14 protein-coding genes are annotated in these 12,507 nt (G+C 64.7%); 10 read left to right on the top strand and 4 right to left on the bottom strand.

Translation table 11 applies throughout. The annotated features are described in order from the left end of the window. The first annotated feature begins 26 nt into the window (after positions 1-26). The 4 genes from ASH04_RS23065 to ASH04_RS23050 are packed head-to-tail and all read left to right on the top strand — an operon-like array spanning position 27 to position 2,071. Positions 27-377, top strand: a complete 351-nt coding sequence (locus ASH04_RS23065; RefSeq protein WP_032370466.1) for a hypothetical protein — start codon at positions 27-29, stop codon at positions 375-377. After that, positions 370-1,077: an alpha/beta hydrolase family protein gene (locus ASH04_RS23060; RefSeq protein WP_057474678.1), complete on the top strand. Its 708-nt coding sequence runs from the start codon at positions 370-372 to the stop codon at positions 1,075-1,077. Before ASH04_RS23065 ends, ASH04_RS23060 begins: the two co-directional genes overlap by 8 nt. Before the next feature lie 17 nt (positions 1,078-1,094). Then, positions 1,095-1,547: a hypothetical protein gene (locus ASH04_RS27360; protein WP_032370464.1), complete on the top strand. Its 453-nt coding sequence runs from the start codon at positions 1,095-1,097 to the stop codon at positions 1,545-1,547. Further along, a complete protein-coding gene (locus ASH04_RS23050) occupies positions 1,544-2,071 on the top strand; it encodes a GNAT family N-acetyltransferase (protein WP_032370463.1) in 528 nt (175 codons plus the stop codon). Before ASH04_RS27360 ends, ASH04_RS23050 begins: the two co-directional genes overlap by 4 nt. Before the next feature lie 21 nt (positions 2,072-2,092). On the opposite strand, the gene zapE is transcribed toward ASH04_RS23050, so the two are convergent. Beyond that, on the bottom strand, positions 2,093-3,106 hold the full coding sequence (gene zapE, locus ASH04_RS23045) for a cell division protein ZapE (protein ID WP_032365070.1): 1,014 nt from the start codon (positions 3,104-3,106) through the stop codon (positions 2,093-2,095). Positions 3,107-3,140: 34 nt separating this feature from the next. Between zapE and ASH04_RS23040 the strand changes: the two genes are divergently transcribed. The 6 genes from ASH04_RS23040 (at position 3,141) to ASH04_RS23015 (ending at position 8,815) form a co-directional block, all read left to right on the top strand. Then, entirely contained in the window at positions 3,141-3,926 is a 786-nt protein-coding gene (locus ASH04_RS23040; protein ID WP_057474677.1) for a pyrimidine reductase family protein, read from the top strand. 48 nt (positions 3,927-3,974) lie between these two features. Continuing rightward, complete coding sequence (locus tag ASH04_RS23035; protein ID WP_057474676.1) at positions 3,975-5,549, top strand: alpha/beta fold hydrolase; 1,575 nt, start codon at positions 3,975-3,977, stop codon at positions 5,547-5,549. 47 nt (positions 5,550-5,596) lie between these two features. Continuing rightward, positions 5,597-6,874, top strand: coding sequence for a glycosyltransferase family 87 protein (locus ASH04_RS23030; protein WP_442971255.1), 1,278 nt, complete (start codon positions 5,597-5,599; stop codon positions 6,872-6,874). A 27-nt stretch (positions 6,875-6,901) separates the two neighbouring features. Beyond that, the gene (gene msrB, locus ASH04_RS23025) at positions 6,902-7,330 is read left to right on the top strand and encodes a peptide-methionine (R)-S-oxide reductase MsrB (RefSeq protein ID WP_027496925.1); all 429 of its coding nucleotides are present in this window, start codon (positions 6,902-6,904) and stop codon (positions 7,328-7,330) included. Positions 7,331-7,455: 125 nt separating this feature from the next. Then, positions 7,456-8,268, top strand: a complete 813-nt coding sequence (locus ASH04_RS23020) for a polysaccharide pyruvyl transferase family protein (RefSeq protein ID WP_057474674.1) — start codon at positions 7,456-7,458, stop codon at positions 8,266-8,268. A gap of 88 nt (positions 8,269-8,356) precedes the next feature. Then, positions 8,357-8,815 (top strand): MaoC family dehydratase, encoded by a 459-nt coding sequence (locus ASH04_RS23015; RefSeq protein ID WP_027496923.1) that lies wholly within the window; start codon positions 8,357-8,359, stop codon positions 8,813-8,815. Here ASH04_RS23015 and ASH04_RS23010 read toward each other — a convergent pair. Genes ASH04_RS23010 through hemQ form a run of 3 tightly spaced genes read right to left on the bottom strand, consistent with a single transcriptional unit; the run spans position 8,793 to position 12,507 of the window. After that, positions 8,793-11,114 (bottom strand): molybdopterin-dependent oxidoreductase, encoded by a 2,322-nt coding sequence (locus tag ASH04_RS23010; RefSeq protein WP_235580080.1) that lies wholly within the window; start codon positions 11,112-11,114, stop codon positions 8,793-8,795. The genes ASH04_RS23015 and ASH04_RS23010 overlap by 23 nt on opposite strands. Further along, entirely contained in the window at positions 11,111-11,815 is a 705-nt protein-coding gene (locus ASH04_RS23005; protein ID WP_235580079.1) for an HAD family hydrolase, read from the bottom strand. Before ASH04_RS23005 ends, ASH04_RS23010 begins: the two co-directional genes overlap by 4 nt. Beyond that, the gene (gene hemQ, locus ASH04_RS23000) at positions 11,812-12,507 is read right to left on the bottom strand and encodes a hydrogen peroxide-dependent heme synthase (RefSeq protein ID WP_027496920.1); all 696 of its coding nucleotides are present in this window, start codon (positions 12,505-12,507) and stop codon (positions 11,812-11,814) included. The genes ASH04_RS23005 and hemQ overlap by 4 nt, the downstream gene beginning before the upstream one ends.

Genomic DNA, 12,507 nt, shown 5'->3' with positions numbered 1-12,507 from the left:
ACACACTTCGATGGAAGGACACTCACGTGTCGGACGATGCTCGCAGTGCACCCACGGACGAAACACCCACCGACACGGCCGGCCCCGGTAACGCGACCGACAGCGAAGAGCCTCAGGTCGACGACGCCACACTCGAAGAAGCGAAGAAATCGGTCGAGGGACTCGACGACCGATACCGACCCGGCGCTCGGCCCACTGTGGCTCTCCCCGGAACCAACGGCACCGTCGCGGGTACAGCCTTTGCCGACATGGTCGACGACAACGGTGAGATGGTGGATGCCGACGATCAGGATGCATCCGACAGCTCCGAAACAGACAGCACGGACACCGATCACGCCGGCAGCGACGAAAAGGTAACGTCCTCGACCGATGGCTGAACACGACGTTCCCGACGCCCCCGCCGACATCGAACTCGGCGGGGGCGTCGCGTTTCTTCACACGCCGCCGATCCCGTCGCGCGGAGGGCTCGCTCTCACTCACGGTGCGGGCGGCAACTGCGGGTCGGTGCTCCTACAGAACATTGCGTCGATGTGGGCGGCGGCCGGCTTCACGGTCTTGCGGTTCGACCTCCCGTTCCGAGTCCGCAAGGCCAAGGGTCCTCCGCATCCCTCCCGTTCCGAGGAGGACCGGATGGGGATCGCCGCGGCCGTCGATCGACTGCGTGCGGAAACCGACGGGTTCGTCGTGTTCGGCGGGCATTCGTACGGCGGCAGGCAGGGATCGATGATCGCGTCGGAGCAGCCGGGTCTCGTGGATGGTCTGGTGCTGACGTCCTATCCCCTGCACCCACCGGGAAAGCCCGACAAGCTTCGGACCCACCATCTGCCCGACCTACGTACCCCCACTGTTGTGCTGCACGGCACCAAGGATCCGTTCGCTACCACCGAAGAACTCGGGGCGGCGTTCGCGCTGGTTCCCGCGCCCACACTGCTGATCGACATCGACGGTGCAGGCCACGATCTCGCACCGGCGAAGTACGACGCAGCGCAGCGGACTCTCGATGCTGCTGTCTCACTGTTCGAGTCGCTGCCCGCCGATCCGTCGGGCGTCGTCCCGCTCTTCGACCCGTCACGCTGAAGTGGTGTACTGACGTTATGCCGACCTGGGGATGGTTCATCGTTGCGCTGGTCCTCGTCGATACCGCGGTGCTCGCGGCCTGGTTCCTCGCGCGTCGAAAGCCGGACAGATCGCGTGCCACGTCCCAGAGCTCGAAGCTGGTAGGACTGGACGACGGTGCGCGAGCAGAAATTCACCGATTGTTGGCCGCCGACAAGAAGATTCAGGCCATCAAGGTTTTCCGTGATCGAACCGGTGCCGGATTGCTCGATGCCAAGAACGCAATCGAGACGATGCAACGCGGAGCACCGTTTCCTCCCCCGTCGACCATTCTCGATGCAGCGAGTTCGGGTCCCGTGCGATGGGACGACCTCCTCCCCCGACTGACGGCACTCAAATCGGAAGGCAAAGCGATTGCGGCGATCAAGCTGCTGCGCGATCGAACAGGACTGTCGTTGCGGGACGCGAAGAATGCCGTCGATCAGCTGTGAGCGTTCGTGAGGCGGGCCCGGCGGATGCGCACCGAGTCGCCGATCTGGCCGCACTGACCTTCCCGTTGGCCTGCCCACCTGGAACGCAACCCGGCGATATCGAGACTTTCATCTCGAACGTGTTGTCGGCCAAGCACTTCGAGACGTACATCGCCGACCCGAACAGGACCGTACTGCTCGACGAGTCGGCTGAGGCACAGGTACTCGGATACGCGATGCTGGTGTTCGGCACTCCCACCGACTCCGGCATCCGCTCGGCGCTGTCCCACGAGCCGACGGTAGAGATCAGCAAGCTGTACGTCCGACCCACCGAACACGGCGGCGGAGTCGCAGCGCGCCTGATGACGTCGGCGCTGGACAGTGCTCGTCGGCATGGCTGCCGAGGGGCGTGGCTGGGCGTCAACCAACAGAACGTCCGCGCCCAGAAGTTCTATGCCAAGTACGGATTCGAGACAGTCGGCACCAAGACGTTCGTCGTCGGCGACCGGACGCACGACGACTACGTCATGCAGGTGCAGCTCTGAGCCTGCCTCGACCGAGGCAGGTCAGCCGACGGCAGCGAAACGAGACAGTGCGAGCAGACGGGACGTCGCACGGAGGTACTTCTTCCGGTAACCACCCGCGAGCATCTCCTCGGTGAAGATCTCGTCGAGCTTGCCACCCGAGGCCGTCACCGGAATACCCGCGTCGTACAGGCGGTCGGCGAGGACGACCAGTCGCAACGCAATTGCCTGATCGGAAGCCGGGTGCACGTTCTTCAGGAACACCGCGGGAATACCGTCCAACAATTTGCCGTAGCGCGACGGGTGCAGCGTGCTCAGGTGCGCCAGCAGGTCGTCGAAGTCGTCCAGGGTCGCGCCCTCGATACCGTCGGCACGCTCGACGAGCTCGGCCTCCGACGTCGGCTCCGGGGCCGGCGGCAGATCGCGGTGCCGGTAATCGGGACCGTCGACGCGGACGGACTCGAAGATCGAACCGAGCTTCTTGATCTCCCGCAGGAAGTCCTCGGCCGCGAAGCGGCCTTCGCCGAGCTGGCCGGGCAGGGTGTTCGACGTCGCCACGATGGACACGCCGCGCTGCGAGAGCTCCGACAGCAGTCGCGAGACCAACATCGTGTCGCCCGGATCGTCGAGCTCGAACTCGTCGATGCACAGAACACTGTGGTTCGAGAGCTCTTCGAGAGCCTTGTTGAAGCCCAATGCACCGACGACGTGCGTCAACTCCACGAACGTGCCGAACGCCTTCGGTTCGGGGACGCTGTGATAGATCGAGGCCAGCAAGTGGGTCTTACCGACGCCGAAGCCGCCGTCGAGGTAGAGCCCCGCACCGGTGGCCGGGGTCTTCTTACCGAACAGCCCGCGCTTGCCCTTGCCGCGAATCTTCTGCACCTTGTTCGCGAATTCCTCGGCTTTCGCGACCGCAGCGGCCTGCGTCGGCTCCTTGGGATCGGGAATGTACGAGGAGAAGCTGACGTCGTCGAACATCGCCGGCGGAACCATCTGCGCGATCAGCTGATCGGAGGGGACCACGGGATTTCGGTCGACAAGGCGTGCGGGCATTGATCGAGCGTAACGACGTGGTCTCATGTGACTCATGCAGCTTCTCGATATTGGGACCTACTTCACATCGGAGCAGGCCGCCGCAGCGCTCCCCGCCATCGGAACGGAAGTGGACGACGACGGTCTGCGATCGCTGTATGCCTACCCGACCGATGTGGGCCGACCGTGGATCCGTACCAATTTCGTCTCCAGTATCGACGGGTCCGTCACCTCCGACGGTGCCTCGGCCGGATTGGGCACCCCGGCAGACACCCGGTTGTTCGGCATCCTGCGTGAGCTGTGCGATGCGGTGCTCGTCGGCGCCGGCACCGTGCGCGGAGAGAACTACGGCGGGGTCGCCCTGTCTCCCGATGTCATCGCTCGCCGGCAGGCGAACGGTCAGGAATCGGTGCCGACCATCGTGGTCGTCACCGCCTCCGGCTCCATCGATGCGCGGTCTCGCCTACTGACGGACACAGCGGTGATGCCGGTGGTGCTCACGTCCGCCGCGGCGGACCGCTCTGCGGTAGGCGAACTCCGGACGGCCGGGGCGACGGTGCTCGAGGTGTCCGGCGAATCGGTGTCGACCACCGACATTGTCGAGTCTCTGTCCCAGCTCGGGTTCGGTCGCGTGCTGTGCGAGGGCGGACCAGGACTGTTCGGTCAGCTGGTGTCCGACGGGGCGGCGGACGACGTGTGCCTGACGATCTCACCGAAGGTGATCAGTGGGCCTGCCGGCCGCATCGCCCATGCCGCACACGCCGCCGATACGTCCATGCAGCGCGCACTCGTGCTCGGCGACACCGACGGCACGCTGTTGACCCGCTGGGTGCGGCCGTGACGAGAGACGCGGGCGCGGCAGCGAAGCAAAAGTAGATAGCCTCGCACCGTGACGCAGAAACGTTCGTTGCTCGCCGCAGTACTCCTCGTCGCCACGGTCTGCGCGGCCTGTGGAGGCGGCCCGTCGATCCGTCCCGAAGTGGCGGTGGAGCAGCGCTCGCCCGGTCAGCCCGCCGAGTCGTCGCCCGCAACCCCGCCCGAACCGGCTGCACTCGATGTTCCGACCACCGACCTCGATTGGTCCGAGTGCACCTCGGCCACTCTCGGGATGTTCGGGCTCACCGCCACCACGCCGGGCCTGACACTCGAATGCGGTGAGTACGAGGCCGATGTCGACGCCAGCGGTCAGATGTTCGGCACCTTCGCCGTCGGGGCGCTTCGGGCCAAACTCGACCGGACACCCGTCGATGCCGGGCCCCTGGTGTTCACGTCCGGTTCGGATCGTTCGTCGATCGCAACCTTGGCCACGATGGCCGCCGGCACACTCGCCACGCTGCTCGAGGCACATCCGATCGTTGCCGTGGATCGCCGCGGCATCGGACGCTCGACGGCCGTGGACTGCATCGACGACACACCCCAGGCGCCTACCAAGGCTGCCGTCGATGCCCTGGGACAGTTCTCCAGATCCGACTCGGACTCCGTCGACCGCGCGGTCGACGCCGGACGAGACGCCACCATCGAATGCACCGACACCCTGCAGCCGCAGGAGCTCGCCTTCGGCACCGGGTACGCCGCGGACGATCTCGATCGGCTTCGACAGTTGTGGGGCGTGGACCGGATCGGCCTGATCGGAGCGGGAAACGGTTCTCTCACCGCCATGGCCTACGCCGCGAAGTTTCCCGACAACGTCGCGCGCCTGATCCTCGATTCGCCGACGGGCGTCAACGCCGACCAGGCAACGCTCGCCGAGCAGCGAACTCAGGGCAAGGAAGCGGCGTTCGCTGCCTTCGCACAGCGTTGCGTCGCGCTGAACTGCTCGCTCGGAAGTGACCCGACGGCCGCAGTGGCACAGTTGATCAAGCGCGCCGCCGGCGGCGAGTTCGCACCGCTGTCCACACACGAAGTTCTCGACGCGATCACCTTTGCCCTGGCTTCGACCGCGGGAGACGCGTCGACGCGGGCGAGAGATCTGTCCTCGACGCTTTCCGCTGCCGCCGCCTCCGACACGACTGCGCTCGCAGCGCTCGCCGAACGAGGCCGGGCGGCGTACGGCACCGACGGCCAGTTCGTCGCCCGCTGCACGGACGGGCAGCAGTGGCCTTCTCCGCAGGGCGTCCGCGACCTGGCAACGGGGTGGACCGACCGCTACCCGATCTACGGAACCGACGCTGCCCTGACGGCATTGCTGTGCTCGTCCTGGCCGACGGCTCCCTCCGTCCCACTACCCACCTCGCTGGACGTTCCGGTCCTGGTTCTGTCCAACGCCGGCGACCCGATCGTCGGCAACGGCGGCCTGTCCTCGGTCACCGGCCTGATCGGTGCGACGGGTGCCGCCGTCGCATCGGCCGCCTGGCAGGGCAGCGGGCATCCGAGCATCGGCGGGTCGCAGTGCCTGCAGAGTGCTGCTGTCACATACGCCCGAGACACGACGCTTCCGACCGACGGCACCGTCTGTCCGGCCTGACTCGACTCCTCGGAGGGTCGCGAAAGACACGGGCCCCGCGGGGTGTCCTGAACGGGCGCACCGACCGTCTCGGGTACCGTTCGCGGGTGTCACTTAGCTTTCTGGAGCCGCGTACCGGGCGGACCACCGCCGAAGTAATCAAATACGCGCTCTGGCCGATCGCCATCATGACCGTCGTGCATCGGGTGGTGATCAGGGCGGTCAACGGCGATGTCACCAATGACTTCAACCCGGTGTACAACGCAGCTCTCGCGTTCCTCAACCGGCAGCCGGTGTACACCGCGAACTTCGATTCGGTCGATCCTCATTACCTGTACCAGCCGAGCGCGACGATGCTGCTCTCCCCCATCGCCATCATCGACCCGGAGCGCTCGCGCTGGCTGTTCATCCTTGCCAGCACCGTGGCCATCCTCGTAGCGCTGTACATCCTGCTGCGCATCTTCGGCTTCCGACTGGACTCGGTGGCTGCACCCGCCCTGCTCCTGGCTGCCTTCGTCAGCGAGACGGTGACGAACACACTGGTGTTCACCAACTTCAACGGTTTCGTACTCCTCGGCGAGGTGGCGTTTCTGGGATTCCTGTTGCAGCGCAAGGATTTGTCCGCCGGTGTCGCGATGGGCTTGACCCTGGCGATCAAGCCGATGCTCGCACCGCTGCTGCTGCTCCCCCTGATGACGAGACAGTGGAAGGTGTTCATCACCTCGATCGCCATCCCGGTGGTGATGATGGCCATCGCCTGGCCGTTGTCCGTCGATCCCAAAAATTTCATCGATCGGACGCTGCCGTACCTGCTGCAGACGCGTGACTACTTCAACAGCGCTGTCGTCGGCAACGGCCGTTACTACGGTGTGCCCGAGTTCCTGACCCTCGGCATCCGCGCCGTCCTGGCCATCATGGTGTTGGTCTCGCTGTGGTTGCTCTACCGGTACTGCCGAGAAGATCGACTGTTCTTCTTCGCCACCACCTCCGGCCTGATCCTCACCGCGCACTGGCTGCTGGGCTCACTGGGCCAGATGTACTACTCGATGATGCTGTTCCCGTTGCTCATGACGGTCGTGCTCAGGAACTCGCTACTCCGGAACTGGCCGGCCTGGCTCGCGATCTACGGGTTCATGAACGCCGATCGTTGGTTGTCCGGACGGTGGATCGAAACCGGACGGGCCCTCGACTATCTCCGCACCACCTTCGGTTGGGCGCTGCTGATCGTCGTGATCTTCGGAGTGCTCGTCGGACGCTGGTTCGCCGCGAGAACAGAGGGACGGCTCGACGAGGGAATAGAGCCCAGCTACCTGTTACCGACCGCGTCACCAGCGAAAACGGCATAACCCGGCAAATCGTATTAGCGTGTCAGCATGAGTTCAGCAACAGACAACAATGCCGCTCCGGCCGTCCAGCTCACCGACGCGCAGTGGCGGGAGAAGCTGACACCCGAGGAGTACGCGGTTCTGCGTCAGGCCGGTACCGAGCGCCCGGGCGTCGGCGAATACACCGACACCACCACCGAAGGCATCTACGAGTGCCGCGCCTGCGGAGCCGAACTGTTCCGCAGCACCGAGAAGTTCGAATCGCATTGCGGATGGCCGTCTTTCTTCGACCCGGCCGACAGCGACGCCGTCATCCTGAAAGAGGACACCACGCTCGGGATGCGCCGCGTCGAGGTCGTCTGCCGCAACTGCCACAGCCACCTCGGCCACGTTTTCGAGGGCGAGGGCTACCCCACCCCGACCGACCAGCGGTACTGCATCAACTCGATTTCTCTGGTGCTCAAGCCTGCATCCTGATCGGTCCGGACATCCCGGGGATCGCCGCGCACTCGGCGAACCTGTGCTGAGGATGCGTCGAGACCGAGCCGCGAGCTCCGGAGATTACCTCTGCTTGACCCGATCGTTAGGGTAGCTTTGGGGTTGTGGCCACGTCGATCAAGACCTTCTGGTGGCGCCAGGTGAAAATCACCGGCGTCACACCCAATTTCGGTGACGAATTGACGCCGGGACTGGTCGGAACATTGTTCGGGCAGAAGTGTTCCTGGCGTCGCGCGAAGCGCTGCGACATGATCGGGGCAGGTTCCACCCTGGAAATGGTCCAGCTCATGCAGGCCCGGAAGGGTCTCAAGGTCTGGGGCTCGGGTTTCATGCTCAGTGACGCCGCCCACGAACGAGACTTCAGCTACCCCGATTTCGACTTCTACGCGGTTCGCGGACATCTGTCGCTGGGACGCATCAAGTCCGAGCGCGAGGTCGCGGTCGGGGACCCCGGGCTGCTGGCGAACAAAGTCTATGCACGCTCCCCACGGGTACCCGGCCGGATCGGCCTCGTCTACCACTGGGTGCACAAGAAGGATCCCGTAGTGCGCTCGCTTGCGCGAGACAAGAGCGTCACGTTGATCGACCCGTCCAGAAATCCGGCCAAGGTCATCGCCGACATCACTGCATGTGACTTCGTGATGTCCACGAGTCTGCACGGGTTGATCGTCGCAGACTCGTACGGCATCCCCAACGCATGGATAAAGCTGCCGCAAGACATAGGCGGCAACGGATACAAATTCGACGATTATTACTCTGCTTTCGACCGAGAAGCTGTCCAGCATTCGTCGGACCTTGCGCGAGATCACGATCGAATCGCGCAGCTACAGCACGAATATCGGCCGGTCCCGAATCTGAAAGAAATTCAGAACAAACTGATCGGAGCCTTTCCTTTCGCTCCGCCCTACACAGCCTGAATTCGACAGGCCGACACTCGAGCCGGTCATCATTCGCTCCCACATGATCGCTTTCGAGCGCCCTATTGCGACGGTGCATACTGTGAGCATGCGCACTTTCACCTCACCAGAGCAGATCAAGGCGGCCGTCGGCGAAGAACTGGGAACCAGCGACTGGCTCCAGATCACCCAGGAACGGGTGAACACCTTTGCCGACGCCACCGGCGACCACCAGTGGATCCACGTCGACGTCGAACGAGCGAAAAAAGAGAGCCCGTTCGGCGCGCCGATCGCCCACGGATTCCTGAGTCTGTCGCTCGTGTCGATGCTGAACTGGCAGATCTACACCATCGAGAACACCAAACTCGGAATCAACTACGGCTCCAACAAAGTTCGCTTCATCAACCCTGTCAAGGTCGGATCCCATGTCCGGTTGCGGACCACCCTCACCTCTGTCGAGGACGCGTCGGGCGGAGCGTTGCAGATCGTGACGACCGCAACGCTCGAGATCGAAGGCGAGGACAAGCCGGCCTTGGTTGCCGAGATCATCTCGCGGGTGGTGTTCTGACCGATCGTGTCACCGGTGGATCGAACGCAGTGATCGGCGGCAGCGGCGCGTCGTAGCGTTCGATCTCCACCAGCACGTGCTGCCCGGTGCACCCTCGCGAGAGCGACGACGACCCGACGTCGGCGGTGAGAACGTTCACGCTGCCGTGCTTGCACATCGAATCGGGATCAGCCGGATCGAGCGGGTCGTACCAGGCCCCGGTCGACAACTGAACTACCGCTTCGAGCATCGCGTCGTCGACGACCACACCGGCCAGGCACGAACCGCGGTCGTTGAACACTCGCACCACATCGCCGTCCGACACTCCCCTGGCCTCCGCCGCACACGGATGCATTCGAATCGGCTCTCGGCCCTGAACCTTCGAATTCCGGCTCACCGCACCGTGATCGAGCTGACTGTGCAGCCTGGTGCGCGGCTGGTTGGCGATCAAGTGCAGAGGAAACTGCTCGGCCCGCGCCCCGCCGAGCCACTCCTGCGGCTCGAACCACATCGGATGCCCTCGGCAGTCGTCGTAATCGAACCCCGCGACCGTCGCCGAGAAGATCTCGATCTTGCCGCTCGGTGTCCGCAGCGCGTTGCCGATCGGGTCCTGGCGAAAATCCTCCAGAAACGTCAACTCGTCCTCGGTCTTCATCCGGAACGAACCCTCACGCGTGAAGTCGTCGAATTCCGGGGTCTGCACGCCGTCGGCCCGCAGATACTCGCGCCACTGCCCGTACATGTGCTCGAGCCATTGCTGTGACGTGCGCCCCTCGGTGAACTGCTGCCCCACACCGAGTTTCGTAGCGAGTTCCGCGAAAGTGTCGTAATCGTCGCGCGAATCGGCGAATCGCTCGGCAGCCGGCGCCATGGCCACGAGCAGTGGATCGTTGCGTGTGCAGCTCAGATCCGACCGTTCCAGCGATGTGGTCGACGGGATTACGACGTCTGCGTGCTTGGCCATCGGCGTCCAGTAGGGATCGTGGACGACGACGGTATCGGGCCTGCCGAGTGCCCGGCGCAATCGTCCCAGATCCTGGTGGTGATGAAACGGGTTGCCGCCCGCCCAATAGACCACTTTGATGTCGGGATAGACCAAACGTCGGCCGTCGTAGTCGAATTCGTGCCCTGGGTTGAGCAGCATGTCCGAGACAGCTGCGACCGGGATCAGATCGGCCACCGGATTGATTCCCTGCGGCAGTGTCGGCAACGGATAGGGCACAGGAGCGAGGCCGGGCTCGTTCATCGAGCCGTATCCGTGTCCGAATCCCCCACCGGGCACGCCGATTTCGCCCAACATCGCTGCCAACGTGATGCCCATCCACGGAGCCTGTTCACCGTGCTGCGTACGTTGCAGGGACCACGTGACGGTCACCATCGTGCGTTTCGACGCCATGTCCCGTGCCAGCTCTGCGATTACGGACGGCTCGATACCGCAGATCTCCGACGCCCACTGCGGGGTCTTGGGAGTGTCGTCCGAGACACCGAGAAGGTAGCGCTCGAACTCGGGGTAACCCTCGCAGTATTTCTCCAGAAACGCTGTGTCGTGCAGTTTTTCGTCGGCCAGGACGTATGCCAGAGCCAGCATCATCGCCACGTCGGTTCCGGGCCGTGGGGCGATCCACCGCGCCTCGCCCGACATGTCGTTGCGCAATGGACCGACGGTGACGATCTGCCCGCCGCGGGCGCGCATCGCGTCGAGCGAACCGACGGTCGGATGATCCGACGTACCACCGTGATTGATGCCGGTGTTCTTCACCGGAACTCCGCCGAACGCCACCAGCAGTTCGGTGTGTTCGGCGATCACGGACCAGGATGTGGAGCGGGAGAACATCTTCCAGTGCGCGCCGAGCACGTGCGGCATGATGACGCCGGTCGCACCGAGCGAATAGCTGTGCACGGATCGCGTGTAGCCGCCGATGCAGTTCAGGAAGCGGTGTACCTGACTCTGCGCATGATGAAAGCGGCCGGCACTGGCCCAACCGTACGACCCGCCGTAGATGGCGTTGTTGCCGAATGTGTCCACCACGCGGCGCAACTCGCGCGACAACAGGTCGGTGAGCTCGTCCCACGAGACGTCGACGAACTCCTCGCTACCGCGCCTGTCGGTGGGGCCGGGACCGTTCTCGAGCCAGCCCCTGCGTACCGCAGGCGAGGTGACGCGGGATCGATGGGTCACCGAGCCGACGAGGTTGCCCAGCACCGGGGAAGGATTGCTGTCCGTCACCTGAGGATGAATCGCGGTGACGTCACGTCCGTCCGAGTCGGCGCGGAACATCCCCCAGTGGCCCATGTGCTGGACGCCGGTCACTCCGGTCATCGAATCCCGAACGCGCTCAACGCTGCCAGCAGTGCGTCGGGACGCTCGGCCGTCGGCGCCGGATCGACGAGTGCGAAACTGCACCCGATCTCCTGTGCCGCGCCGTCGGCCTCGGCGCTGTCGCCCACCATCAGCGTCCGCGCGGGCTCGACGCCGAGAGCGGCCACCGCATGTCGGAAGATCTCCGGTTGCGGTTTGACGTGCCCGACCTCGAACGAGAGCACGAATTCGTCGACGTACCGGTCCAGGCCCCGGGCAGTGAACGCCGGACGGATGTCGAAGGCAATGTTGCTCAGCACCCCGACGCGAATCGACCGTCCCGCCAATGTCGACAGTGCCGCTTCCGTGTCGGGATAGGGCGTCCAGGAGTCGGCGTCGATGACTCGTCCGTACACCGATTCGGCCTGTGCCTCGGCGGTGATGCCGGACTGCGCCAGAACGTGCAGATACGCCTGCCGATGCAGGGCCGGATCCAGATCGCGATGACGCCATGCGTGCCGAGTGGCGTCGTCGAACTCGACCGTCTCGCCGACCGGAGCGGTCATGCGTCGCATGAGCTCGGCGGCTCCGGCTCCGTCGACCGGAACGCCGTCGGCATCGTGCACACCGTCGAACCACGACGGCTCCTCTTCCAGTCGGAAGAGTGTGCCGGAGAAGTCGAAAAGAACGGCGTCGACGATGGGTGTGTCCGTCCCCGTCACGGTAGTGATTCGACGAGCGCGTCCACCTCGACCCGAGGGCCGGTGAAGAACGGCGTCTCCTCGCGCACGTGTCGGCGTGCCTCGGTGGCCCGGAGATCGCGCATCAGGTCCACGATGCGGTCGAGCTCCGGGGCTTCGAAAGCCAGGATCCACTCGTAGTCACCGAGCGCGAACGAGGGGACGGTGTTGGCGCGCACGTCCTTGTAGTCGCGTGCTGCCTTCCCGTGATCGGCGAGCATCGTCCGACGTTCCTCGTCGGGCAGCAGGTACCAGTCGATCGAGCGGACGAACGGGTACACGCAGATGTACGCGCCCGGATCCTCGCCCGCGATGAACGCAGGCACGTGGCTCTTGTTGAACTCGGCGGGGCGGTGCAGAGCAGTGTTGCTCCATACCGGCGTGCTCGCCTTGCCCAGCGCGGTGGTGCGCCGGAAGTCGGAGTACGTCGCCTGCAGGTCCTCGATGCGCTCGGCGTGCGTCCACACCATGAAGTCGGCATCGGCCCGCATGCCGGCGATGTCGTAGACCCCGCGCACGACGACACCCTTGTCCTCACGGCCCTCGAAGAATGCCCGGGCTTCCTTCGCAGCGGCCGCGCGGTCGTCGCCCAGAACCCCGGGTGTGACCTTGTAGACCGAGAACATCAAGTACCGAAGAGTCGAATTGAGCGCTGAGTAATCGAGGCGTGCCAT

It is taken from the genome of Rhodococcus sp. Leaf233, assembly GCF_001426165.1.
Lineage (GTDB): Bacteria > Actinomycetota > Actinomycetes > Mycobacteriales > Mycobacteriaceae > Rhodococcoides > Rhodococcoides fascians.
This window is presented reverse-complemented; position numbering and strand designations above follow the sequence as displayed.